We start from the raw sequence: 24020 nt of genomic DNA, 5'->3' as shown, positions 1-24020 counted from the left end.
GTGGATGTGACCTACTCGCAATTCCCGGTGAACCGGCCTTCAAACACGCCGGTATCGACTGTGGCAGTACTTGATCTACCTGCGGATTCGCCGCTGTTTTCGCAATTCGTGTTCGCCCGCATCGAATGTGGGTACCCCATCGTCATGCAGTTCAGCCGAATACGGGGTGATTCCGATGACGGGTGACAGCTATGACGATATCGAGCCGCTTTTGAAACAGCTCGCCGTCGCCGTGGAATGTGATGCTCCCGAGCGAAAGGCTTTGCGTGAGGAGGCGATAGGCCGATGCCTGCCATTGGCCGATCACATCGCGCGCAAATTCTCCGGTCGCGGGGAAGCATTCGAGGACCTGCTCCAGGTCGCCCGACTCGGACTGGTGCAGTCCATCGACCGGTTCGACGCCGACCGCGGGTCGCGGTTCCTGTCCTTCGCGGTACCCACCATCATGGGTGAAGTCCGGCGCTACTTCCGCGACAGCACCTGGGCGGTGCGGGTGCCGCGACGGGTGAAGGAGACCCAGATCCGCCTCGGCGCCGCCATCGAAGCCTTAGCCCAGCGTCTGGGCCGCATGCCCAAGGCCCGCGAACTGGCTGCCGAACTGGATGTCGACCAGAGCGAGCTGACCCAGGCGCTGCTCACGTCCAACGCGTACCAGAGCACGTCGCTGGAAGCGGCGCTGCCCGACGACGGAGAGAACGCCCCGCTCGCCATGCTGGACGCGCTCGGCATGGAGGAACCGGGTTTCGAGCACGTCGACGGGTACCTCGCCGTCCGCCCGCTCATCGCGGAGCTTCCGGAGCGCGACCGCCGGGTCCTGACGATGCGGTTCTTCGAATCGATGACTCAGACCCAGATTGCTCAGCGCCTCGGCGTCTCGCAGATGCAGGTGTCGCGCATCCTGTCGAGCACCCTTGGCCGGTTGCGCGCAGAATCGCTTGCTACCTGAGCGGATTGCCGCGCACGGCAGGGCATCTTCTTCGATCGCGACTTCGCGGCTGTCTGCAGACAGCCGCGAAGTCGCGTCGGTGAGCAGGTCGTCAGAACCCGGCCGGCTCGGGAATCCGGATCGCCCAATCCTGCACGGTGGCATTGAATTTCAGCCGGGCCTCGGTGGGGCCGTCGGCGCAGCATCTCAGGTGATGGTGAATTCGGGGGATTCGTCCGATAATCCCATCAGGAGGCCGTGATCCCAGCAGGAGGCCGGTGTGGAAATGGCCACGAAAATTCCTCGGAGACAGCGCCGCCGGGTACCCGTTGCGGTCACTGTGGCGATCCTCGCGGCACTGGCGGCCGCGCCGCTCGCGGCCTGCTCGCGGGACGGCGGCCCTGCCGCGCCCTTGCCTTCGGCTGCCGGCGGTTCGATCGGTGGTTCTGCCGTGCCCACCGTGCCGGGTACCTCCGCGCCGGGGGCCTCCACGACGTCGGCACCCGCGGACTTCCCGTACGAACCGCTGTGGCCCTTCCGTGATCGCGCCGAAGCGGCGGCGTGGCAGCAGGATTCGGCCTCCGGTCATCAACCCTGGCACCTCGACCCCGCCGTCACCGCGCAGTCCTTCACCCAGCACTATCTCGGCTTCACCAGTCTGGACAAGATCGTGAAGGTCGCTACCGAGGGCGATCAGTCGCGGGTGAGTGTCGGTTTCGGCAATCCGAACGGGGTGGCGGTGGTCGCGGCGGTCGTCCACCTGGTCCGCCTCGGCAACGGCGACACCGCTCCCTGGGAGGTGGTCGGCACCGAGGACACCGCCCTCACCCTCACCGCACCGCGCTATGGCGCCACCGTGCACTCCCCGATAGCCGTGGGCGGCACCATCACCGGCGTGGACGAAAGCCTGCGCGTCCGCGTTCTGCGGTCCGATCGGGACCAGCCGGTCGGCCAAACCGCGCCGATCCCCGCGGGCGGCGCCGGATCCCCGTGGGCCACGACGGTATCCGTTCCCGATGCCTGTCCCGCCACGCTGACGATCGTCGTCGCCACCGGCGGCCATGCCGCGGAGGTCGAGCGTTTCGCCGTCACCGGCGCCCACTGCTGAGCGAAAACTGCGCAGTAGAGCATCTTTCGGGCAAACGAGGCCGGGCGACGTGTGCCAGGTCTCGGACCATGCGTGCCGCAGTTGATCTTCGCGCTGCCGGGGCGACGCGCGTGCATCAGAATTGGTGGTTCCTCGTCGGAAGGTTTCGAAACGTGCTCAAGCACTGGATCACGGTGGTGTCGATTGCGGTGGCGGCGGCCACTGTCACGGGTTGTAGCGATCACCGCAGCACCCCGCTGACTCCGCCCGAGCCGTCGACCTCGGCGCCCGTCATGGGTGGCGGCCAGCTCCCCGACGTGATCGATGTGCCGGCCTCGACCGCCACTCCGTCATCGGCCTTGCGGCCGACCAAGACCAACTGACCGGGCGGCTCCGCCGCGTCCGGGTTGCGGCTCAGGCGAGCTGCTCGACCGCTTCGGCAAGCGTCGCGACGCGGATCGCGTCATCGGGCAGGATCAGGTTGTCCCAGCCCGGTCCACCGACGTACACGCGGGCCCCGCCCTCGACGCAGGTGCGCACGGCGGAAGTGAGCGCGGTCGATTCCTGCTGCGACCACAGCACGACCTGGGCGGGTACCGGAATTCGACCGAGGGTGTCGCGCAGCGCCGTGGCCGGAACATCGGAGCCCAGCATGTGCGCGGCCACACCGCGTTCGGCGAGTGCGGCGCGCAGCACCTCCAATGGCAGGGAATGGGTTTCGCCGCTGGTGCACGCCAGAACGAGCGTCGCGGGTTCCCGGGGCAGGACCGGTGAGACGACCCGGTGCAGCGCCGCCACGATGCACCACGACAGCAGGTGCTCGACATCCACGCAGCCCTCGCCGCCGAGCTGGCGGGCGACGATCGCGGCGAAAGCGGGACGGCACAGGCGGTTCCAGCTCTCGGTCACCCCGAAGGTCCGCAGATGCGCCTCCAGCATCGCGTGCACGGCCGGGCCGTCCAGGGCGAACGCCGCCGCGAGCAGCGGATCGATGTCGCCCAGCGCGACGGCCGGACCTCGTGCCACTGCGGCGGCCGCCGCCGGCGTCGCACCGCCCCGGATGAGTTCGAGCATCCGGCCGAGTACGTCGATGTCGCCGTCGGTGTAGAGCCGGTGCCGGCCGGGACGGTCCTGCCGCGGGCCGATGTCGTAGCGCCGATTCCAGCTGCGCAGCGTCGCGGTCGGGATGCCGAGCCGCTCGGCCACGGTGCGGACGGTGTAACCGCCCTCGTCGGTGGCGGCGGTCGGACTGATCGGCATCAGGTCATTGTGCCCGTAACGGGCACCCCTCAACGGAATCCGGCCTGCCCGGGCCCGGCGGTGTCGAGTACCGGCACCGGGTCACCGGACCCGGCGGGGGACTGCGCGACCGTCCGGACCCCGGCCAGGCCGTTCCAGCACAGGCCGGCGGTCGTGCTGACGGCATCGCGCTTGGGGATCGGTTTGCGGTGAATCGCCCAGTCCCGGGCGCACGCCTGGGCGATCGCGACCAGCTCGACGGCGATGAGCCGGCGCTGCTCGGCCCGCGCGAACGGATACGCGGCCAGCGCCTGGGAGACGGCGTCATTGCAGATCGTCGCGGCCCGGTGGGCGAGGCGCTGCGCCGAGGGCTCCTCGGCCACCGCCGCGTCGGCGAGCAGCGCCGCGCCGCGGGGGTGGGTGTCGGCGAAGTCGAATACCGCGGCCACCGTGGCCGTCACGATCGATTCCAGGTCCCCGGCGTGGCCCAGTGCCACGGTGAGCGTCTGTTCCAGCCCCTGCACCTCCTCGTGCAGGACCGCCAGATACAGCTCCAGCTTGCTCGAGAACGACTTGTACAGCACGGGTTTGCTGATCCCGGCCCGGCAGGCGATCTCCTCCATGCTCGCCGCGCGATACCCGCACGCGGCGAACAACCCCGCCGCCGCGGCCATGATCGAGCGCCGTCGCGCCTGCCTGGCCCGCATCACCTTCTCGTCCACCGCGGTCACCTCCTCGATACGCACCGTATACCGACGCCCGGCGGTCCCGGTGACGCACGGCCGGATTCGGCCGGCGCCGTCCCCCGGTGACCGCACTGCCGCGACGCTACATCCGGGCTATCGCGATGACCCGGTCTCGGCCGCCTGATCGGGCCGGGTCGTGTGGGGCGGGCGCGGTATCGCCCGGCTGGCGCTGATGCATCGATAATGAATCGAATTGCGACTAGGGTGGCGGCATGACCGCATCGATCGTGCTGTTCACCCGGGACCTGCGTGTGCACGACAATCCGGCGCTGTCCGCGGCCTGCCGCGACGCCGGGACGGTGGTGCCGCTGTTCGTGCTCGATACCGAACTGCTTGCCAAGGTGTCCGAGGCTCCGAACCGGGCGCGGTTCCTCGTCGCCGCGCTCACCGAACTCGACACCGAACTACGAACCCGTGGTGGGCGTTTGGTGGTGCGCAGGGGCCGCGTCGTGGAGGAGGTGGCGCGTCTGGCGCAGGAGGTGAACGCGCGGAGCGTGCACCTCGCCGAGGACGTCACCGGCTACAGCGCGCAGCGGCTGGGCGCGCTGCGGGAATCGCTCGCCCGCATCGGCTGTGCCGTGCACGCGCACCCCGCGTCCATCACCGCCGTGGATGTGTCCGCGCTGCGCCCCGACACCGGCCGCACCCACTACGCGGTGTTCACGCCGTACTTCCGGCGCTGGCTCGACACCCCGATGCGGCGTCCCCTGCCGGCTCCGGACGCCGTGGTGGTGCCGCGCATCGGCAGCGAGCCGATCCCCGATCCAGCCGATCTGGCGACCGGCCCCGGGTCGCCGCAACTGGCCGTGGGCGGGGAGGCGAGTGGGCGGAAACTGTTGGAGCACTGGCTTTCCGGGCCGGTGCGCGAGTATGCGGACGTCAAGGACACGCCCGCCGTGGACGGCACCTCCGGGCTGTCGCCCTATCTGCACTTCGGCTGTCTGTCGGCCGCGGAGATCGTCTTCCGGGCCGACGTGTCCGACGCCGGCGGGCAGGCCTTCGTGCGGCAGCTGGCCTGGCGGGACTTCTACCATCAGGTGCTCGCGGACCGTCCCGACGTCGCCACCGCCGACTACCGGCCTGTCGCACAGTCGTGGCGCACCGATGCGCACGCGGTCGCCGCCTGGCGTGCCGGGCGCACCGGCTACCCGATGGTCGACGCGGGGATGCGGCAACTCACGGCGCAGGGCTGGATGCCGGGGCGGGTCCGGCTGATCACCGCCAGCTTCCTGGTCAAGACGCTGCGGGTGGATTGGCGGGTGGGAGCGCGGCACTTCGAGCGCTGGCTGGTCGACGCGGACGTGGCGAACAACCGGATGAACTGGCAGTGGATGGCCGGGACCGGCACCGATACCCGCTCGAGCCGGGTGCTCAACCCCTTGCGTCAGGCCGACCGGTTCGATCCCGGCGGCGACTACGCACGCCGGTGGCTGCCGGAGCTGGCGCACCTGCCCGGCGCGGAGATCCATCGGCCTTGGCGTACGGGTGTGCTCGCCGCGGAGTACCCGCCGCCGATCGTCGAATTCAACGGCATGTGAGCGGGATTCACCGGGCCGGGAGGCCGACCGCGGCCGCGCAGTAGCGCCACAGGCGCTCGCGATCGGCGTCGGACTCCCGGGTGCGGCGCCGGTAGTGCTCGGGCCGCGCGCGCCGATCGTGCCAGAACCGGCCCGAGGGGACATCGGTGGCGGACAGCCAGATCACGGTGTCCGCGCCCTCGGCGGGGGTGCGCAACAGTGGACGCGTCAGGGCGCGAAACGTCGGCAGCGAGGTGGCGACGCCCGGTGTGTCCACCCAGCCCGGGTGCATGGTGTGCACCGAGATGCCCGCTGCCGCATAGCGATCCGACAGGATCGGGGTCAGGGCCACCTGCATGCGCTTGCTGCGCGCGTAGGCGGTCGCGCCGTGATAGTCGCCGGTGCGGTATTCGAAGTCGTCGGGGTGCAGTGCCTGGGTGTACATGCCGCCGGACGACACCTGGATCACCCGGGCGTCCCCTGACCGCGCCAGGACCGGCGCGAGCAGTTCGGTGGCCAGCAGTGGTCCCAGCACGTGGGTGGCCACGCAGATCTCGTGCCCCTGAGGGCTTTCGCGACGGGTAGCGGGCAGCACGCCCGCGTTGTGGACGAGCACGTCCAGTCGCTCGGTCCGCTCGGCGAACTCGGCCGCGAACCTGCGAACCTCGGTCAGATCGGCCACGTCGCAGCGCTCGACCCGTAGGCGGGCGTTCGGGACGGCCGCGGCGATCTCCGCGGCGGCCGAGGCGCCGCGCGCCTCGTTCCTGACCAGCAACGTGACCGTTGCGCCCAGGTCGGCCAGTCCGGCCGCGATCGCCTTGCCGATCCCGGAGTTCGCGCCGGTGACCAGCGCGGTCCGGCCGTGCAGGGCATTGGCCGGTCGTGCCGGCCAGGCCCCGTGCCGCAGATGGAATCCGGTGCGTCCGTAGCCGAGTACCACCGTGCGATCGAGGGCGGTGTCCAGTGCGGGTGGGAGGCGGATGGCCATGGTCCCTTCTCCTCCTGATGCATCGTTTTTGCATCGATTACATGGTAGGGTCGAAGTCGCGGACCGGACAGCCCGATGGTTCGCCCGGACGGCGGAGGACCTCATGACCACCAGCCCACAGCTCGGGGGATTCGACGGGGCGGGAACGCCGTGCGCGGGATGACCGGGGACCGGCGGCGAGTCGCGGTGATCGGCAGCGGGGTGGCCGGCCTCACCGCCGCGTGGGTGCTGGCCAGGGACTGCGAAGTGATTCTGTACGAGGCCGATTCGCGGCTGGGCGGCCATGCGCACACGCATCGGGTCCCGGCCCGGGCGGACGGCACGGGGGAGCTGCTCGGTGTCGATTCCGGGTTCATCGTCCACAACGCGCGCACCTACCCCACCCTGTTGCGCCTGTTCGGTGAATTGGGGGTGCGCACCCAGGAATCGGAGATGTCGATGTCGATCCGATGTGACGGCTGCGGACTCGAATACGCCGGCGGCAAGGGCCCGCGCGGGCTGATCCCGAATCCGGGAATTGCGCGCCCACGCGCCTACCTGCGCATGCTCGGCGAGGTCACCCGCTTCCACCGCCTGGCGCGAGCCGAGTTGGCCGGGGACGGCGACGAACTCCGCACCCTGGGTGACTTCCTGCGGGCGGGCCGATTCTCGGAGTTCTTCACCGCCCATTTCATGGTTCCGCTGGTGGCCGCGGTCTGGTCCTGCCCGCCGACGATGGCTGTTCAGTACCCGGCCCGTTCACTGTTCACCTTCCTCGACCATCACGGCATGCTCACCGTGTTCGGCGCACCGACCTGGCGGACCGTGACCGGTGGCTCGGCCAGCTACGTGGCGGCCGTTGCGGCGGGGGTGCACCAGGTGCGGTCGGGTGTGCCCGTGCGCGCGATCCACCGTGCCGCGCGGACCGTCGCGGTGCGCGACGACGCCGACGAGGTGGACTTCTTCGACGCCGCGGTCATCGCCACCCACCCCGACCAGGCCCTGCGGCTGCTGGACGCGCCCACCCCGGCGGAGTCCGAAGTGCTTGCGGACCTGCCCTATTCGTCCAACCGGACGGTGCTGCACACCGACGACACGGTGCTGCCCCGGCGTGCCGGCGCCCGGGCGTCGTGGAACTATCGGCTGCCGCACTGCGCCGCCGCGCCCGACCGAGTACTGGTCAGCTATGACGTGACCCGGCTGCAACGGCTACCGGCCGGTGATCGCCGGTTCCTGGTCACACTCGGGGACGACGACCGGGTGGCGCCCGAGACCGTGCTCGCCGCCATGACCTACGAGCACCCGCAGTACACCCCCTCCGCCATGGCCGCGCGCCGACGGCTGCCCGAAATCGGTGACCACACCGTCGCTTTCGCCGGCGCGTGCCACGGGTGGGGATTCCACGAGGACGGCGCACTGTCGGGCCTGCGCGCCGCCGAACGCCTCGGCGGGCGCTGGGCGACGGGCGCTTCGATGTCGATCGCCTCCGCGCAGGAGGTGCCGTGACCCGAGCACGCCTGGTGCGCACCGTGATCCGCCACCACCGCAGCGCTCCGGTGCGCCATCGCTTCGCCTATCGCAGCTACAGCTGGCTGGTCGATGTGGACGAGCTGCCCGTGCTGCCCTGGCCGTGGCGGGCGTTGGCGGGCTTCCACGCGCGCGACCATCTCGGCGATCCCGACGTCCCCTTGCGTGACAATGTGGTTCGGTATCTCGCCGGGTACGGGATCGATGTGCGCGGCGGTCGGATCCTGATGCTCGCCAACGCCCGGGTCCTGGGATACGTCTTCAATCCCCTCACCGTCTACTGGTGTCACGACCCCGGCGGCGCCCTGCACTGCGTCGTCGCCGAGGTGCACAACACCTACGGTGAACGGCACCGCTACCTGGTGGAGCCGGACACGGAAACCGTTGTCGCCAAACAGTTCTACGTATCACCGTTCAATCCCGTCGCGGGCCGGTACCGGCTACGCCTGCCCGAGCCGACCGATCAGCTGCGCCTGGCGATCACATTGGAGCGCCCCGACGGCCGGACGGTGTTCGCCGCCACCGTCGTCGGCCGGGTACTGCCCGCCGACCGGCGCACCGTGGCCCGCACCCTGCTCGCCCATCCGCTCGAAACGCTGCGGATCGCCGCCCGCATCCGCTGGCAGGGCCTGCGACTGCGGGCCCGCGGTCTGCCGATCGTCGCCCGCGAACCGTCCGTTCCTCAGGAGGCACTTCCGTGACGATATCTCCCTACGCGGCCGAAACCGATACCGCCGTAAGCGATGTCGCGCCCGGTGGCGGATCGGTCGCCGGGCCGCCGCCCCCGCCCGGCGGCCTTCGCGCGGCCGTGGGCGGTCCGGTGGTCATGGCGTTGTTCGGCCGTGCGGTGCGCCGGCTCGCGCTTCGGGTCGAACTGCCCGACGGGCGGATGCTGGGCGGTGCCGTTCATGATCCGGCGGCGCCGCGCATGCTCGTGCACGACTCGCGGGCCTTCGCCGCGCGGGTCGCCGCGACCGGGCTCATCGGTTTCGGTGAGGGCTATATGGCCGGGGACTGGTCCGCGCCGGATCTGCCCGCGGTGCTCACCGTGCTGGCCGCCGATCTCGCCCATCTGGTCCCCGCGCCGTTGCAATCGCTGCGGGCGCTCGTGCTGCCGGGGCATCCGTCCGCGACCCGAGCCGATGCGGCGGGGGCGCGCCGCAATGCGGCCCACCACTACGACCTGTCCAACGAGTTCTTCGCGACGTTCCTCGACGAGACCATGACCTACTCCGCGGCGCTGTTCGACCGGCTCGACCCGGTCCCAGTCTGGTCCGATCTCGCTGCCGCGCAACACCGCAAGATCGATCGGCTGCTGGACGGCGCGGGTGTCGGTCCCGGGAGCTCGGTGCTGGAGATCGGCACCGGCTGGGGAGAATTGGCCGTTCGCGCGGCGCAGCGTGGCGCCACCGTCCGGTCGGTCACCCTGTCCTCCGAGCAGCAGGGATGGGCGCGTCGGCGCGTTGCCGCGGCGGGATATTCGGATCGGGTGTCGGTCGAACTGCTCGACTATCGAGCCATCGACGGGCAGTACGACGCCGTGGTGTCGGTGGAGATGATCGAGGCGGTCGGATACGAGTACCTGCCGGACTACCTGGCGAGCCTGGATCGATTGCTCGCACCGGGCGGGCGCATCGCCTTACAGGTCATCACCATGCCGCACGACCGCATGCGGGCCACCCGCCACACCCACACCTGGGTGCAGAAATACATCTTCCCCGGCGGCTTCCTGCCCTCGGAAACGCTGCTGACACAGCTGCTTTCGACACACACAGGGCTGCACGTCGAAGCACGGCAGGCGTTCGGTGACCATTACGCACAGACGCTGCGACTCTGGCTGGACCGCTTCGACACCGCTGCCGACCGGATCGCCGCGCTGGGCTTCGATGAGGTCTTCCGGCGCATGTGGCGGCTGTATCTGGCGTACTCCGAAGCGGGATTCCGGTCCGGCTACCTCGACGTTCTGCAACTGGTGCTCGCCCGCCCGGCCGGCACCGAGCTACCGGAGGTGCACCGATGAAACCCGCCGGACCCGCCAGGCTGCTGGGCGCGGCGACCGCGCTCTACGGTGCCGCCGTCCTGCTGCGACCCGAGATCCTGTTGCGCCCAACCGGACTCGGCACCGGCGCGGAGCCGGGCCTGCGTGCCACCGCCCGGATGATCGCGCTGCGCGACCTGATCTCCGGCCTCGCCTGGGCGGTGGCATCGACTCCTCGTGCGCGTCGCGCTGCAGCCGCCATTCGCGTGGGGTCGGACGCCGCCGACACCGTGGTGCTCGGGCTCGCGTTGCGGGGCCGCGCCGAACGGGGCAAAACCCTTGCGGTGACGTCGAGTTGGGGACTGCTGTGCGCAGCGGCGGCGCTCCATGAAGTCCGCCGGGACCCGGGGCGGCGCGGCCGGGCGGGGGCGCGCCGACCGTGACCGTCCCGCCGGGCGCGCCCGACCCGGAGGCGGTCACCGAGTTCACCGTCGGTGTTGTTGCGCGGCGGCTGGGGGTTCCCGTGGCCACGCTGCGGAGCTGGAATCAGCGCTACGGACTCGGCCCGCAGCGCCATCGGCCGGGACGGCACCGCCACTACACCGAAGCCGACCTGGCCGTGGTGACCCGGATGGTGGAACTCGTCCGGGCCGGCGCCGGCCCGGCGAGCGCCGCCCGGGCCGCGCGCGTCCTGCTCGAACCCGCACCGCCACCCGACGATGCGCGGCCGGTGATCACGGCCGCGGAACACATGCAGGCCGCCCGGCTGCTCGGCATGATCTCCGTCCACCTGGCGCACTACGGGGTGATCGTCACCTGGAACCAGCTGTGCCGCCCCGCCTTCGCGGAGATCGTGGCGAACCAGCGGCTCGGGCGCGGTTACATCGACGTCGAGCACATCCTGTCCGCGGCGATCACCACGGCCTTGCATCGTGGCGTCCCCGCCCTGACCGACCTGCCCGCAGAACCGGAGATCGTCCTGGCCTGTACCGGTGGCGAGCAACACGTGCTGCCGCTGGAAGTGCTGCGGGCGGCGCTGGCCGAACACGGCCGGTCCGCGCTCCTGCTCGGCGCGTCGGTACCCCCGGAGGCGCTGGCCCAGGCCCTGACCCGGCGGAAGCACCCCGCAACGGTCGTGCTCTGGTCGCAGTCGGAGTCGACCGCGGTCGGCGCGGCGATTGAGGCGGTCGAGAGCTCACGTGGCGCGGTGCTGCTCGCCGGGCCGGGCTGGGAGCATGCCGACATCGCCTCCGGACGAAGACATCTCGATTCATTGGACGATGCCATAGCGACCCTTGTCGGCCCTGATGACACGGCTCGGTTACGCAGCCCTTGACGGCGCGGCGACGTTGCGCTGGGCGGGGGAGGGCTCGGACAATACGCGGGTGGTCGTCTTCGAAGGCGTTGCGCGACGCGATGAATGGCCCGAGCTTCCGGAGCCGGTGCGGGAGGCGGTGGCCGACCGGCTGGGTGGGACGGTCGTTTCGGCGGTCAACCAGCGCGGGGGTTACAGCCACGGCATGGCCGCGGTGCTCACGCTCGCCGACGGGAGCAGGGTCTTCGCCAAGGCGGTGCGCGACAGCGACGGTCTGGCCCGTGCCTATCGTGTGGAAGCAACTGCCGCACAGGGTCTTTCGGAACTCGTATCGACCCCGGCGGTATTGTTCACGCTCGGCTCCGACGGCTGGTTCGTCGTCGTGTTCGAGTTCGTCGACGGCCGTCACCCCGACTTGAGCCGGCCCGACGAACTGCGCGCCGTCCTGGCGTTACTCGCTCGCATGGCCGAAGCGTTGACTCCCAGCCCGCTGGCGGGGATACCCACGGTGGCCGGGAAGTTCGGACCGATCCTGCGATCCTGGACCCGCTTCGCCGAGCAGGGCGCGCCACCGGACCTGAATCCGTGGGCGGTCCGACACCTCGAGCGGTTGGCCGACCTCGAAACCCGCTGGCTGGACCGATCCGGCGGCGACACGCTGCTGCACACCGACCTCCGCCCGGACAACCTCCTGATCGATACGGGCGGATCGGTGTCCGTGGTGGACTGGGCGTGGCCGTGCCATGGCGCGGCCTGGCTGGACCTGGCCGCCCTGGCCCCCGCGATCGCGTCCGCCGGCGTCGACCCCGACCCGATCCTGGCGGAACACCCCGTCACCGCCGACCTCGACCCCGCGGCCATCGATTCGTTCCTGTGCGCGCTGGCCGGATATTGGTCGGTGCAGTCCCGTCAGTCGCCACCACCACGCTCCCCGGGACTGCGGCTGTATCAGGCCCGCGCGGCACAGACGTCGCTGAGCTGGCTCGAGTTCCGGACCCGATGGCCCTAGCGGACTCGCCGATTCGACCCGCCGCTATCGGGTATGCGCAGCATATGACGCAATTCGAACAACGAATCGGATGGTGAAGACCGCATCGGCGTTACAAGATTCAACTGTGGAGTGAGAAATGAGAAGGTATCCCAGGGGCAGCTGGAGAATTCGTGGACGTTCGACGGTGGGGCTGACCCGACTGGTTCCGTTGCTGGTGGTCGTGTGGCTGATCATCGGAGTGGTCGCCGCCGGGCAGCGGCACTACTTCGACAACGCGCCGACCAACTGCGCGACCACCGGCACCATCGCGGTCACCATCATCGCGGGCCCGCTGAATTACTTCGGCGTGAACCCGAAGATCGCCGACTGCCACGTCGATGTGCCGCAACCCAGCCCGTAATCGCCGATAGGGACTATCGGGCGCTGCGGCGGATTCCCGTGTCCATCGTTTGATCCTCCGGCTGTGGGTATCTCCGAAGGGCAGGCATCGGGCAGCTCGCCCGGGCCGGATGGGAGGTATCGACAATGACGACGGAAGAAGCGCTGGAGTTTCCGCCGCTCGACGGCGCCGCGGATCTTTCGCGCGCAACACCGGCGGGGCGCGGCGAGGTGCCGGCCGACCGCCGGAAGTCGGTGGGCTTCGCCTGGATGTACTCGGGCGCCATCGCAGCGGTGATCGCGTTCCTGGGCCTGTGGCTGGATCAACACACCGTGGGCTTGGTCGCCGCGATCCTGGTCGCAGTCGGCGGTGTCGTCGGCGTCGCGCTCATCGTCCTGGAACGACGGAGGAGCTCGACGGTGACGACGGACAACGACGGGCCGTTGGTCTGGCGTCCCGCCGGGCCGCCGCGGTATTGAGATCCGGGTATCGTCATTGCGACGCGATGAGGTCGAAATCCGCTGCGACGCCGGTTGCTTCGAGCACCCGATTGACGCACCGCGGGGCCGAGATACACAGTGAGCCGTGTCGTTGCCGGGCATAGTCCCGGGCGACCATCAGCGCTCTGATTCCTGCCACCCCGAAGAAGGTGACACCGCTCAAGTCGACCAGCGTGGCTTCACCGTCGCGAAGACTGTCGATCAGCGCTCGACGGAAAATTGCCGCGGTCTGGATATCGATTTCGCCGACGACGGTACACAGCGGTGTGGAGTCGGCACGCGTCGTCGCCGTGGCGATCAGCAGTGCAGAATTCGGGAGGTTGTTCATGACAGCACCTCGTCCAGGGCGCGGCGATCGAGAGCATGGCGCGAGCCTGCTGCCACGCCGCGGAAACCACATTCGACCGGGCTGTCTGTTGAACCCGAGAACCTATTCTACCGGGAGGCGCGGCAACGCGCGTCGGGCGGATAATCGGGGGGTGAGTGAGGGTGGCGAGATCTCATCCGAGGACGCTCGGGCGTTCGAGTCGGTGCTGGGGGTGGAGGGGCCGCAGCTGGTCGGCGGCTTCCGGTTCTGGTTCGAGGATCAGCGGTGGGAATGGTCCGACGAGGTGGCGACGATGCACGGCTACGCACCCGGGAGCGTGCGGCCGACCACGGAACTGCTACTCGCGCACAAGCATTCGGACGACCGTGAACAGGTAGCCGGCACCATCGCCCGCTCGGTCGAGAATGCGGAAGCCTTCTGCAGCCGGCACCGCATCGTCGACACCGCCGGGCAGGTGCACGACGTGCTGGTCGTCGGCGATCAGATGCTGGACGGGGACGGGCGAGTGGTCGGAACTGCCGGGTACTACATGGACATGACCGACACGTTCGCCGAGCACAGCCAGGAAACCCTGGCCGACCGGCTGCCCGAGTTGTATGCGGCGCGAGCGGTCGTCGAACAGGCCAAGGGTGCGCTCATGCTGGTGTACGGAATCAGCGCCGAACAAGCGTTCGGCATCCTGGCCTGGAGGTCGCAGGATACCAACGTCAAATTGCGCCTGCTCGCGACCCAACTGGTCGCCGAGCTGCCCTCGATCGCCGATTCGAGTGCCGGACTGCGGACGAGATTCGACCATCTGCTGCTCACGGCGCACGAACGCATTCAGCCCGCCCGATGCGACCTGGGCGATTGATTTCACCGAGTTTCTTTGCCTGCGGAACGGGTACGCGGCTAGTGAACACACGTGCAATCGAACGCTCTACCGATGGATGGTGGACGAAAATGGATTCGCTGCGGAACAAGGGTTGGGGCAACGGTCGGGTGTCGAATCCCGTTGCGGCCCGAATTATCGCGGACCGTGATGCCGAACGATTCGTGTCGTATTTCGGGCTGGAGCGGAAATCCGATCCGGGAATGGTTCGAGTGCAGGTTCCAGCCCATCCCTCATATGTGTTTCTGCTACGGGCCTTTGTCGAGATCCTCATGCTGGCGGAGGATTTCACCCTCGATGTGGTGACCGACGTCTGTGTGGCGCTCGACGAGGTGGCCGGCGAGCTGATCGATTCCGCGGTGCGCGGAGCGATGGTCGACTGCGAATTCCGCTGCGACGCCGAGGGGATCGTGGTTCGGCTGGGTTCGGTGTGTGAGACCGACAGTCCCCTGGAAGAAGACGGTCTTGCCCGGATCGCACTCGGGACCCTGACCGACTCGCTCCGTACCACGCGGGTGGCGTTCGACACGGTGCTCACCGGATATCCCATGGTCGTGCGATTCAGCCGATCGCGGCTGGATATCGATGACCGCTCGCCGGGGTGATATCGGATCCTCCGGTCGCGTGAAGACCTTGCGACGCGTTGACTTCGACGTTCCCCATGTTGTCCTACTCGGATGAAGGCGGCGCCCAGGCGGCCCGGGTCGCATCCGCGAACCGAGTCCCGTGCTGCCGCGCCGCCTCTGCCAGCCGCTCGCTCCGATCCTTCAGCGCCGCAACCAGTTCAGGGCCGTGTTCGCGGGCGGAATCCGCCACGTGCTCGCCGCGGGCCAGCAGTGCCGAGGCAAGTTCGGGTCCGTGGACCTTCGCGGCGTCGGCCAGCCGGTTGGGTGCCGAGTCGTCCGCGTGCAGCCTGGCCACCGCGCGCCGGCCACGCCATCCGAGCGACGGTTTGCCCTGCCGGTCGGTCGAGGCGATCAGCAGCCCGCCCAGCAGGCTCACATCCTCGAGCAGCGCGTTGCGCCGGGCCGAACGCCGTTCGAGGTCCTCCTCGGTCCAGAATCCCGGTTTGGAAAGGGCCGCGGGGACCACGGTCGCGGCGAGCACGGCGGTGGACAGGCGGGGCAGCTTGCCCATGGCCAGCAGCACACCGCTGCCGATGCGGACCGCGGCGGTGATCCGGACGATCCGGGCCGGATCATCGGGCAGGTGGGATGCGATTCCGGGCGGGAGCCGCTGCTCGCCCTGCTGCACCGCCGCGGTCGCGGTCTTGATCCGAGGCTCGGGGTGGATGAGCGTATCGACCCCGTCGGCGACGAAAGCGGTCGCCAGCAGGGGGTGGGCAATGCGTCTCAGCATGGTGGATTCCCTTCCGGAAGGCTTGTCCCGCGAGGGCTGACGTTGTGGCTGTTCCCGGCCTCCCGGTCCTCAAACACGCCCGGTCATAGCGCTCGCCGGCGCTGCGGCGGGCGCCGCCGCGCTACCTCTCCGACACTTGGACGCCGGTCGGATCGCATCGAAACAAATTGGTCGACAGCCCGTTTCGGGTGCGGAGACCCGGGTAGGTCTCGAATGTCCCCGCAATCGATATACGGAGGTACATCGCATGTCAGAGCATGAGAAGAGCGGAACCAGGGAAGGCGTCGAAGGCGTGGTCGAGGGCGTCAAGGGTGCGGCCAAGGAAGCCGCAGGCAAGATCTTTGGCCATGAGGGGCTGCGCGAGGAGGGGCGCGCTCAACAGGACAAGGCCGAGGCCCAGCGCGACGCTGCGAAGCGGGAAGCGCAGGCAGAGCAGGATCGCGCCCGGGCCCAGGCCGAGGAGCTGCGTCAGCGCGCGCACCAGAACCGGTGATGCCCCTTCTGAAATGGTAACCACCATGAAATCCCCTGGCCCGCGTAGGAATAGGCCGGGGGATTTCGGCCGAAACGAACATCGGAACAGATGCGGGGTCGGTCGGTCCAGGCCGAGGGCGTGGGCTCCATCGCGGAGTCACGGACATGCTCGTACCGGCATTCCTCCGATGCTGTGTCGCTGCTCTCCGAACGGGTACGCCGAAGGCATCACCACTCGGCGAGGAGGGTAAGGACATGGTCGACGTGCCCGGAACCGGCGGGGCGAACCTGTCGATCGGCATCGATCCGGAACGCGATCGGGCGAGGTAGCGGGATGCCCGAGCGTCATGATTCGACGGTTTCGGATGACCCGGGGTCAGCCGGGCAGACCGGTGCCCGGTCCGGAAGCGGTTCGAGCATGCGGGACGCGGTCCGTCCAGGTCTGCTGATCGGGGTGGTTGGGGTGGTATTCGGCGATATCGGTACGAGTCCGATCTACACGCTGCGGACGGTGTTCGATCCCTCGGATCCGCATCCGGTCCCGGTGGATCCCGCCACTGTGTACGGCGTCGTGTCGCTGGTGTTCTGGTCGGTGCTGATCATCGTGACCGTCATCTACGTGCTGCTGGCCATGCGTGCCGACAACGACGGCGAGGGCGGGATCATGGCACTGATCACGCTCGTTCGTCGCTTCGCCGCGCGCGGCCGCCGGCCCGCCGCGGTGCTGGCGGCCCTCGGAATCTTCGGCGCGGCACTGTTCTTCGGCGACAGCATGATCACCCCCGCCATCTCGGTGCTGTCCGCGGTGGAGGGAATCGAGGTCGTGGAACCGTCACTGGCCAAGGCGGTCGTACCGGTCACGGCGCTGATCATTGTGCTGCTGTTCAGCTTTCAGCATCGCGGCACCGAGTCGGTGGGCCGATTGTTCGGCCCGGTGATGGTGACCTGGTTCCTGGCGATCGCAGCGTGCGGCATCGGTGGTATCCGGCAGCACCCGGCGATCCTGAAGGCGCTGTGGCCGGGCTACGCGCTCGGGTTCCTCGCCGGGCATTTCGCCGTCGCGTTCTTCGCGCTCGCCGCCATCGTGCTTGCGGTCACCGGGGCGGAGGCGTTGTACGCGGATCTGGGGCATTTCGGCCGCCGATCCATCACTACCGCTTGGTTTGCGCTGGTACTGCCCGCGTGCGTGCTCAGTTATTTCGGGCAGGCCGCGCTGGTCCTCGGAACCCGAGGGCATGTGGCGAGCCCGTTCTTCCTGCTGGTCCCGCACTGGGGACGGCTGCCGATGGTCGTCCTCGCCACCGCGGCCACGGTGATCGCGTCGCAGGCGGTGATCACCGGCGCGTACTCGGTGGCGTCCCAGGCCGCGCGGATCGGGTACCTGCCGCGGCTGCGGATCGCACACACCTCGTCGTCGACGCCTGGGCAGATCTACGTGCCGTGGATCAATTGGCTGCTGCTGGTCGCGGTTCTCACCCTGGTCCTCGCCTTCCGCAGCTCGACCGCGCTGGCGTTCGCTTTCGGTATGGCGGTCACGTGCACGATCACCATCACAACCCTGTTGCTCGGCTATCTCGCCCATGCGAATTGGCGGCTGCCGCTGTGGCTCGTCGCCGTGGTCTGGGCGCCGCTGCTCTCGGTGGATCTGCTGTTCGTCGCGGCGAATCTCACCAAATTCGTGCGCGGTGCGTGGCTGCCGCTGCTGATCGGGCTGGCCGCGTTCTTGATCATGACGACCTGGCAACGCGGGCGCACCGTGGTGGCCGACGAGCGTGCCCGGCTGGAGGGCTCGCTGCGTGAGTTCGTGGACGAGCTGTGGCACGACCCATCGCGATTGACGATCGTCGACGGCACCGCGGTATTCCTCAACCGCGGCAAGGACACCGTGCCCCTGGCCCTGCGCGCCAACGTCGAGCACAACGGCGTCCGCCACCGCCAGACCGTCATCGTCTCGGTCGACACCGAACCGGTGCCCCGAATCGCGCCGGACGACCGGGTGCGCATCGATCACCTCGGCTACCGCGACGACGGCATCGTGCACGTGACGGTCCGCGTCGGATATATGGAAACCCCCGACGTCCCCGCCGCCCTGGCCGCTCTCGATCCCGACGAGGCCGAGGGCGAACTCGACCTGGACAGCGCCTCCTACTTCCTGTCCGAGGTCGAACTACACGCCTCCGACCACCCCGCCATGTCCCGTTGGCGCACAAGACTCTTCATCGCCACCAGCTACCTCGCCGCCGACGTGTCCGATTACTTCAGGCTGCCCCGCCACCGCACGGTGACCCTCGGCGAGCGGATCGAAGTGTGACGCGCCTCCGGGCGTGATGCGCCGGCCTACTTCTTCGGCACGAAGATGCCGGTCAGATCCGCATCCCGGATCGGGATTTCCGGATTGCGTTGCGCCTCGCACATCGCGGTGATGGACGTGATGGACGTGTCGACGACGTCCGGCGCGGCGGTCGGGGTCACCTTCATGTCCTGGTCGAGATATTTGCGGACGGTGATCCGCTGCTCGGCCTGGTTCTGCAGTATGAATTCGCTGCACGGCGTGCTTCCGCCCTTGTTGACCGCTTGCTCGGTCTGCTCGCATGCGCCCGTCAGGGGTATGAGCAGCGCTGCGGCCAGGACCGTTACGGCGCGAATGGTGTATCCGGTCATGGGGAACACTTCCTCGTTCTCGGTCTGCCCTTGTGTCGATTGCCCGCACCCGCGCGCCCGAAACAATCACCTCCGTTATCGAAAAAATTGTCCGGGAGTTGAGGACGCCGAATCGTATGTCCGAGCATTGGAAGAGTGGAGCCCGCGAAGATTTCGATTAGGATCCCCAAGCAGTTCGCGATTCGGAAGAGGTCGACGATGTCCGCGGGTGGATCGGGTCAGAGGTGACAGCCGGCGGGATTGTGCGCGACTGGTGGCGTGATCCGCTCGATTATCGGTGGCTGGTGCGGACGCTCGAGTCGCGTGGCGCACTGCCCATGAACCGGATCTTCATCGCGACATGCGGTGGCGCGGTCGCGCTGATCTCGGCATTGAATCTGATGTCGGCGCAGGGCCCAGTAGGTATGGAGCGGATGGTCACCGTTTTCAACGTGGTCATTGCGCTGCTGTGGGTCGGGTATTGGATGCTGGCGCCGTGGCCGGGCGAGCGGCTCTCACTGGCATTGCTGGGCGGTACGGACGTGCTCATCGCCGCCGGATGCCTCGTGGAGAGCAATCATTTGTTCGGATCAGCGAGCACTATGCTGCTGGTCCTTCCCGGCGGCTATCTCACGGTCTTCCACGGGCCACGTGTCCTGGGTGTTCATGCCGTGTGGTGCCTGCTGGTGGTGCTGACGCTGGCGTTGTTGACGGTGGCGGACTCCAATGGCGATGTGGCCCTGGCCGTGTCGATCGTGTTGACGACAGCGGCCGTCACCGTGGTGCTGCTGCCCTCGCTGCATTTCTGCTATTGGGTGCTGCGGATGGACGCACTGGTCGATCCGCTCACCACCCTGCTGAACCGGCGCGGCCTGGACTACTACGTGTCCAGCTGGTTCGGGCCGAGCGCGCAGGGAACCATCTGCGCGATGGTCGTCGATCTCGACCGATTCAAGAAGGTGAACGACACCTACGGTCACGCGGCCGGAGACCAGGTGCTGGTTCGCGTCGCGGCACGCCTGCGGGCCGAACGTCCGCCCGGATCCCTCGTCACCCGTACCGGCGGTGAGGAATTCGTCGTGTTCGCGCGCCTGGACCGCGATGCCGCCGTCGACGAAGCCGACCGATTGCGCCAGGCCATCGAGGCAGCCGAAGCGTCCACCAGTGCGGTCACGGCCAGCATCGGGGTGACGGTCATCGAGAGCCATTCGAACGAACGCTGTCTCGACGCGATGCTGCACAGTTCGGATTCGGCCATGTACCGGGCGAAGCAGCTCGGCGGCAACACGGTCGTCCTCGCGGACTGAGAGGCTAGCTACCTCTTGGCTAAGTGCTCCAGCACCAGTCCAGAGTGGCTGATCCGGGGGTCGGGATGTGGACGCAGATGGATAGCGAAATGTAGGGCGCGTCCACGTTCGTCCTCGGGGGCTGGTCCACATTCGACGCCGTGGGCTGGTCCGCGGATGCGGTCGGTGCTGCCAGGACAACGAGCGGGACGGCCAGCGCCGCGAGGGCTGTCGAGCGGGTGAATCCTGCGAGCATCGCGTCAACTCCTTCGAGTCGAGAAGTGTGGTTCCGAGCTCCGAAGAAAACAGCTGAATCACGCTAACATTCAGCAACCCATAGATTCACCCGGGGTTCGCGGGCCGATGGCGGCTAGGACGGCGGCCGGACCTCCGTGACGATGGTGTAGAGCTCGGCGATCCGGCCATCCTCGACCCGGGCGATATCCATCCCGCTGACCACCGCAGGTCGGTCGGGCGGCCCGTAGTGGAAGCCGAGGTGACCGATGTCGTCGAGCCCGGACGCCGGGCCCGCGGGCCGGAAGATCCAGTCAGGATTCTCCGCCAGCATCTCCGCGGCGCGACGCTCGAACTCGGTGCGCCCCTGATTGATTCGATCCGGTTCGTGCCACACCACATCGGCGGTGTAGGTCTCGGCGATCACGGCGGCCCGGCGATCCGGATCCGGTTCGTTGAACACGTCGAGCAGGTTGCGTCGCATGAGTTCGGCAGGCGAACTGGTCATGGCCTAATCCCTTCCGATCCCGGTGTCAGCTTCTGATCATTCAGCATGGGCGGGCACGATCCGGCCACAATGCCCCGGCGGCGCGACCCCCGCGAAGTGCTACGTTGTCCATGCACTCTCGTCGAAACCGCCGTGCGTCAACGACGCCGGGCACTCCGTACAGCGCTGGAAATCTCTGGTCAGGAGGCATCGCGTGAGTACCTACACGGTCGGCTACATCATCGGCAGTCTGTCCAAGGAATCCATCAACCGGACTCTGTCCAAGGCGCTGATCCAGTTGTCACCACCACGGTTGGCGTTCACCGAGATTCCGATCAAAGATCTGCCGCTCTACAACCACGACTACGACGCCGACTACCCGCCGGAGGGCCGCGCACTCAAGGCGGCTATCACCGCCGTCGACGCCCTGCTGTTCGTGACGCCGGAATACAACCGCTCGATGCCGGGCGCGCTGAAGAACGCCATCGACTGGGCCAGCCGCCCGTGGGGCGACAACTCGTTCACACTCAAGCCGTCCGCCGTCATCGGCGCCTCGCCGGGCAAGATCGGCACCGCGATTGCTCAACTCAGCCTGCGCAGTGTTCTGGGCTACTGCAATTCCCCGCAGATGACGTCCCCGGAGGCCTACATCCAGTTTCGCCCGGACGTCTTCACCGCGGACGGCGAAGTCCTCGACGACTCGACGAGGCAGTTCCTCACCCGGTTCATGGCGGATTTCGGCACTTTCATCGACAGCATCCACGGCGTGGTACCCAGCTAGGCCGACCGGTCCGCCCGGACGGTGGCGCTCGGGCGTTGCAGGGATGGTATTGCGAAATGTAAGCGAATCTGTGCCGGCGAGGTAGGTCGCTCAGGGCCGACCGGGACCGGCCTTCGTAAAGGAGCAGCGAATGTCATCGCAGACCAAGCCGAGCATTGTTTTCGCCCACGGGCTGTGGGCTGACGGATCGTGCTTCAGCAAACTCATTCCCGCGCTGCAGGCGGAGGGGCACGAGGTGTTCGCCTCGCAGCACGGCCTCAATTCGCTGGAGAGCGACGTCGCATGCGTCAACTTCACGATCGACCACGTGCCCGGCCCGGTCGTGCTCGTCGGCCATTCCTACGGCGGAACTCTGATCACCAAGGCGGGCACGCACGACCGTGTCCGCGCGCTGGTATTCATCGCGGCACTCGCTCCGGACGAGAACGAGACCTCCCAAGACCAGCAGAACCAGTTCGACCGCACCCCGGTCTTCGATCACATCGAAGTCGGCGGCGGGCGCATCTGGCTGAAGCCCTCGGGTGTTCCGGACTTCTGCGGCGACCTACCGGAGGCCGAGCAGCGGCTCGTCCTTGCCACCGGGGCCGTGCCGGACGCCAACCTGTTCGACCAACAGGTGCCGGGCACCGCCTGGAAGACGAAGCCGAGCTGGTACATCGTCGCCAACAACGACCGCACCGTGAATCCCGAACTGGAACGCGCCGCGGCCAAGCGCATGGGTGCCAAGACCTACGATGTCGACAGCAGTCACGTCCCGATGCTGTCGCATCCCGAGTTCGTCCTCGACGTCATCCGTGACGCCGCGGAGTCCATTCAGAGCGCATAGCCGCGCCGACGGATCACGACCGATGCCGAACACCGAACCGGTGCAGCCCGCCATGAATTCACGTTCTGTGCGCTCGCCGCAGGAAGCCGCCGATCGCTTGGCGATCCGTGAGCTGGTCGGCGCCTAAGCCCATTGCGCCGACCGCCGCGGCGCCGCGCAACAGTTTCCGAGCCTGCTCGACCCTCAGGTAGTCGTCAGCAGGCCGCCGTCGATCACGAAGTCGGAGCCGGTGATGTTGGCGGCGCGGGGGCTGGCGAGAAAGACGGCGAGGTCAGCGATTTCGTCCGGGCGGCTGAAGCGGCCGGTGACGGATGCGGCTGCGGCGGACTCGGCGACGGAGTCGCCGCCGGTGGCGTGGGCGTTTGCGTGGGCGACACCGGTGTCGCCCAGCCACAGGTCGGTGGCGACGGGTCCGGGGCTGATGGTGTTGACCCGGATGCCGTTGGGGCCGAGCTGTTTCGACAGCGACTTCGCGGTATTGGTGAGGGCGGCTTTGGCGGCGCTGTAGTCGATCACCGCCGGATCGGCGAGCGTGGCAGCCATTCCGGACGGCCCGGGAACCCGCCGAAGGGTTGTGGCGCAGCCGTTTCGACTGCATTGCGCACATTGTCATCAGCGAAGATCCAGGCTGCCGCAGGAGTATCGAGGACACCCGAGGCAACGGCGTTGAGCGCTACTGATCCCTTGCGCCCCGAACATCGACCCGTAAGCGGCGGGAGACCACTATTGCGACTGCGCAACACATCGACCCCGAGGGTTGCATCCGCCCCGCGGTGGACGAGTGGGGGCGATGGAGTCGCTCCGGGCCGTCACAACGTGCGCAAAACATGAATCTGGAGGCGGGGTGAAGGAGACGCGACGCTGTGACCTTGACGTTCACTGGTTGATGGCGTATCCCTCTGGGTACAGCTACCGATGTAAGCGGTACGACGACGCATGGGGAGAGGTGGTCCAGGTGTCGATGCGTCCTTCGTGGCCGTCACGGTTGTGGCGAGTGCGCCCGTGGAACTCCAGCCCGTTGATGCGCGTCTCCGATCGGGCCGAGGTGGTGTTGCGGGCGCTGGCCGTGGTGGTGGTGGCCGCGGCGGTGCCGGTGGCGGGGGCGGTGGGGACCGTGAGTTATACGGGGGCGCAGGCGCGGATCGTGGCGCAGGACGCGGGGAAGACGCGGGTGGTGGCCACCGAGACGGCGGATGCGGTGCGGGTGCCGGATTCCGACCGGTACGTGGCGCATCAGGTGCGGTATCAGGCACCGGTGCAGTGGGTCGCCGACGGGAAGGTCTCGACGGCGACCGTGGATGTGCCGGGGCCGCAGCTCGCGGGGTCGACGGTGACGCTGTGGGTCAAGAACGGGCAGCCGACACTGACGCCCGCGCGGCCCGGGTCGGCGGCAGCCGAAGGAATCGGCACGGGCCTGGCGATACTGGTCGAAACCTGGTGTGCGGCGGCGGCGACCGTGTGGTTCACCGGCACCGTGCTCGATGCCAGACGTTATGCGCGCTGGGAGCGGGAGTGGCGCGGCATCAACCGGCCCATCGGCAAGGACACGCTCTGATCCCCTTG

General features: G+C 68.4%; 27 protein-coding genes and 1 pseudogene. 20 read left to right on the top strand and 8 right to left on the bottom strand.

Translation table 11 applies throughout. The features are described from left to right. The first annotated feature begins 175 nt into the window (after positions 1 to 175). From ACYVKL_RS01390 to ACYVKL_RS01380, 3 genes are all read left to right on the top strand, one after another. Positions 176 to 946, top strand: a complete 771-nt coding sequence (locus ACYVKL_RS01390) for an RNA polymerase sigma factor SigF (RefSeq protein ID WP_379170343.1) — start codon at positions 176 to 178, stop codon at positions 944 to 946. A gap of 265 nt (positions 947 to 1211) precedes the next feature. Then, positions 1212 to 2033 carry a hypothetical protein gene (locus ACYVKL_RS01385; protein ID WP_379170341.1) on the top strand — a complete coding sequence of 274 codons (822 nt, stop codon included), beginning with the start codon at positions 1212 to 1214 and terminating at the stop codon, positions 2031 to 2033. A 152-nt stretch (positions 2034 to 2185) separates the two neighbouring features. Then, positions 2186 to 2395 (top strand): hypothetical protein, encoded by a 210-nt coding sequence (locus tag ACYVKL_RS01380; protein ID WP_379170340.1) that lies wholly within the window; start codon positions 2186 to 2188, stop codon positions 2393 to 2395. Between the two features lie 31 nt (positions 2396 to 2426). Here ACYVKL_RS01380 and ACYVKL_RS01375 read toward each other — a convergent pair whose 3' ends face one another. Further along, positions 2427 to 3272 (bottom strand): MerR family transcriptional regulator, encoded by an 846-nt coding sequence (locus ACYVKL_RS01375; RefSeq protein WP_379170338.1) that lies wholly within the window; start codon positions 3270 to 3272, stop codon positions 2427 to 2429. Between the two features lie 29 nt (positions 3273 to 3301). Continuing rightward, complete coding sequence (locus ACYVKL_RS01370) at positions 3302 to 4069, bottom strand: TetR/AcrR family transcriptional regulator (protein ID WP_379170336.1); 768 nt, start codon at positions 4067 to 4069, stop codon at positions 3302 to 3304. 140 nt (positions 4070 to 4209) lie between these two features. Between ACYVKL_RS01370 and ACYVKL_RS01365 the strand changes: the two genes are divergently transcribed. Continuing rightward, on the top strand, positions 4210 to 5535 hold the full coding sequence (locus ACYVKL_RS01365; RefSeq protein ID WP_379170334.1) for a cryptochrome/photolyase family protein: 1326 nt from the start codon (positions 4210 to 4212) through the stop codon (positions 5533 to 5535). Between the two features lie 7 nt (positions 5536 to 5542). Here ACYVKL_RS01365 and ACYVKL_RS01360 read toward each other — a convergent pair whose 3' ends face one another. Further along, positions 5543 to 6502, bottom strand: a complete 960-nt coding sequence (locus ACYVKL_RS01360) for an SDR family NAD(P)-dependent oxidoreductase (RefSeq protein WP_379170332.1) — start codon at positions 6500 to 6502, stop codon at positions 5543 to 5545. A gap of 159 nt (positions 6503 to 6661) precedes the next feature. Between ACYVKL_RS01360 and ACYVKL_RS01355 the strand changes: the two genes are divergently transcribed. From ACYVKL_RS01355 to ACYVKL_RS01320, 8 genes are all read left to right on the top strand, one after another. Continuing rightward, positions 6662 to 7987, top strand: a complete 1326-nt coding sequence (locus tag ACYVKL_RS01355; protein WP_379170330.1) for an NAD(P)/FAD-dependent oxidoreductase — start codon at positions 6662 to 6664, stop codon at positions 7985 to 7987. Beyond that, complete coding sequence (locus ACYVKL_RS01350) at positions 7984 to 8709, top strand: DUF1365 domain-containing protein (RefSeq protein ID WP_379170328.1); 726 nt, start codon at positions 7984 to 7986, stop codon at positions 8707 to 8709. Before ACYVKL_RS01355 ends, ACYVKL_RS01350 begins: the two co-directional genes overlap by 4 nt. Continuing rightward, complete coding sequence (locus ACYVKL_RS01345) at positions 8706 to 10028, top strand: class I SAM-dependent methyltransferase (RefSeq protein WP_379170326.1); 1323 nt, start codon at positions 8706 to 8708, stop codon at positions 10026 to 10028. Before ACYVKL_RS01350 ends, ACYVKL_RS01345 begins: the two co-directional genes overlap by 4 nt. Continuing rightward, on the top strand, positions 10025 to 10429 hold the full coding sequence (locus ACYVKL_RS01340) for a hypothetical protein (protein ID WP_379170324.1): 405 nt from the start codon (positions 10025 to 10027) through the stop codon (positions 10427 to 10429). The genes ACYVKL_RS01345 and ACYVKL_RS01340 overlap by 4 nt, the downstream gene beginning before the upstream one ends. Beyond that, on the top strand, positions 10426 to 11322 hold the full coding sequence (locus ACYVKL_RS01335) for a MerR family transcriptional regulator (RefSeq protein WP_379170322.1): 897 nt from the start codon (positions 10426 to 10428) through the stop codon (positions 11320 to 11322). The genes ACYVKL_RS01340 and ACYVKL_RS01335 overlap by 4 nt, the downstream gene beginning before the upstream one ends. Beyond that, a complete protein-coding gene (locus ACYVKL_RS01330; protein WP_379170320.1) occupies positions 11294 to 12310 on the top strand; it encodes a phosphotransferase in 1017 nt (338 codons plus the stop codon). Before ACYVKL_RS01335 ends, ACYVKL_RS01330 begins: the two co-directional genes overlap by 29 nt. A gap of 172 nt (positions 12311 to 12482) precedes the next feature. Then, the gene (locus ACYVKL_RS01325) at positions 12483 to 12692 is read left to right on the top strand and encodes a hypothetical protein (protein WP_379170664.1); all 210 of its coding nucleotides are present in this window, start codon (positions 12483 to 12485) and stop codon (positions 12690 to 12692) included. Positions 12693 to 12817: 125 nt separating this feature from the next. Further along, the gene (locus ACYVKL_RS01320) at positions 12818 to 13150 is read left to right on the top strand and encodes a hypothetical protein (RefSeq protein ID WP_379170318.1); all 333 of its coding nucleotides are present in this window, start codon (positions 12818 to 12820) and stop codon (positions 13148 to 13150) included. 13 nt (positions 13151 to 13163) lie between these two features. Here the strand turns inward: ACYVKL_RS01320 and ACYVKL_RS01315 are convergent, their stop codons facing one another. After that, positions 13164 to 13499, bottom strand: a complete 336-nt coding sequence (locus ACYVKL_RS01315) for an STAS domain-containing protein (RefSeq protein WP_379170316.1) — start codon at positions 13497 to 13499, stop codon at positions 13164 to 13166. Positions 13500 to 13650: 151 nt separating this feature from the next. On the opposite strand from ACYVKL_RS01315, the gene ACYVKL_RS01310 reads away from it, so the two are divergent. Then, positions 13651 to 14352, top strand: a complete 702-nt coding sequence (locus tag ACYVKL_RS01310; RefSeq protein WP_379170314.1) for a PAS and ANTAR domain-containing protein — start codon at positions 13651 to 13653, stop codon at positions 14350 to 14352. Beyond that, entirely contained in the window at positions 14349 to 14975 is a 627-nt protein-coding gene (locus ACYVKL_RS01305; RefSeq protein ID WP_379170312.1) for a hypothetical protein, read from the top strand. Before ACYVKL_RS01310 ends, ACYVKL_RS01305 begins: the two co-directional genes overlap by 4 nt. Before the next feature lie 64 nt (positions 14976 to 15039). Here ACYVKL_RS01305 and ACYVKL_RS01300 read toward each other — a convergent pair whose 3' ends face one another. After that, positions 15040 to 15729, bottom strand: a complete 690-nt coding sequence (locus tag ACYVKL_RS01300; protein ID WP_379170311.1) for a DoxX family protein — start codon at positions 15727 to 15729, stop codon at positions 15040 to 15042. 247 nt (positions 15730 to 15976) lie between these two features. On the opposite strand from ACYVKL_RS01300, the gene mbp1 reads away from it, so the two are divergent. Further along, positions 15977 to 16222, top strand: a complete 246-nt coding sequence (mbp1, locus tag ACYVKL_RS01295; protein ID WP_379170309.1) for a microaggregate-binding protein 1 — start codon at positions 15977 to 15979, stop codon at positions 16220 to 16222. Between the two features lie 399 nt (positions 16223 to 16621). Beyond that, positions 16622 to 18514, top strand: coding sequence for a potassium transporter Kup (locus tag ACYVKL_RS01290; protein ID WP_379170307.1), 1893 nt, complete (start codon positions 16622 to 16624; stop codon positions 18512 to 18514). A gap of 26 nt (positions 18515 to 18540) precedes the next feature. On the opposite strand, the gene ACYVKL_RS01285 is transcribed toward ACYVKL_RS01290, so the two are convergent. After that, complete coding sequence (locus ACYVKL_RS01285; protein WP_379170306.1) at positions 18541 to 18864, bottom strand: hypothetical protein; 324 nt, start codon at positions 18862 to 18864, stop codon at positions 18541 to 18543. Positions 18865 to 19088: 224 nt separating this feature from the next. Here ACYVKL_RS01285 and ACYVKL_RS01280 point away from each other — a divergent pair, with 224 nt between their 5' ends. Further along, positions 19089 to 20150 (top strand): GGDEF domain-containing protein, encoded by a 1062-nt coding sequence (locus tag ACYVKL_RS01280; RefSeq protein ID WP_379170304.1) that lies wholly within the window; start codon positions 19089 to 19091, stop codon positions 20148 to 20150. Between the two features lie 349 nt (positions 20151 to 20499). Here the strand turns inward: ACYVKL_RS01280 and ACYVKL_RS01275 are convergent, their stop codons facing one another. Continuing rightward, on the bottom strand, positions 20500 to 20871 hold the full coding sequence (locus tag ACYVKL_RS01275; protein ID WP_379170302.1) for a nuclear transport factor 2 family protein: 372 nt from the start codon (positions 20869 to 20871) through the stop codon (positions 20500 to 20502). A gap of 193 nt (positions 20872 to 21064) precedes the next feature. Between ACYVKL_RS01275 and ACYVKL_RS01270 the strand changes: the two genes are divergently transcribed. Together ACYVKL_RS01270 and ACYVKL_RS01265 are read left to right on the top strand one after the other, a co-directional pair. Then, a complete protein-coding gene (locus ACYVKL_RS01270; protein ID WP_379170300.1) occupies positions 21065 to 21631 on the top strand; it encodes an NADPH-dependent FMN reductase in 567 nt (188 codons plus the stop codon). Between the two features lie 130 nt (positions 21632 to 21761). Continuing rightward, positions 21762 to 22457, top strand: a complete 696-nt coding sequence (locus ACYVKL_RS01265; protein WP_379170298.1) for an alpha/beta fold hydrolase — start codon at positions 21762 to 21764, stop codon at positions 22455 to 22457. A 183-nt stretch (positions 22458 to 22640) separates the two neighbouring features. Here the strand turns inward: ACYVKL_RS01265 and ACYVKL_RS01260 are convergent. Further along, positions 22641 to 22988, bottom strand: a pseudogene (locus ACYVKL_RS01260) (SDR family oxidoreductase); the annotation flags it as partial. Positions 22989 to 23418: 430 nt separating this feature from the next. On the opposite strand from ACYVKL_RS01260, the gene ACYVKL_RS01255 reads away from it, so the two are divergent. After that, positions 23419 to 24012 carry an Rv1733c family protein gene (locus ACYVKL_RS01255; protein ID WP_460770955.1) on the top strand — a complete coding sequence of 198 codons (594 nt, stop codon included), beginning with the start codon at positions 23419 to 23421 and terminating at the stop codon, positions 24010 to 24012. Positions 24013 to 24020: the final 8 nt, after the last annotated feature.

It is taken from the genome of Nocardia tengchongensis (assembly GCF_054781395.1).
This window is presented reverse-complemented; position numbering and strand designations above follow the sequence as displayed.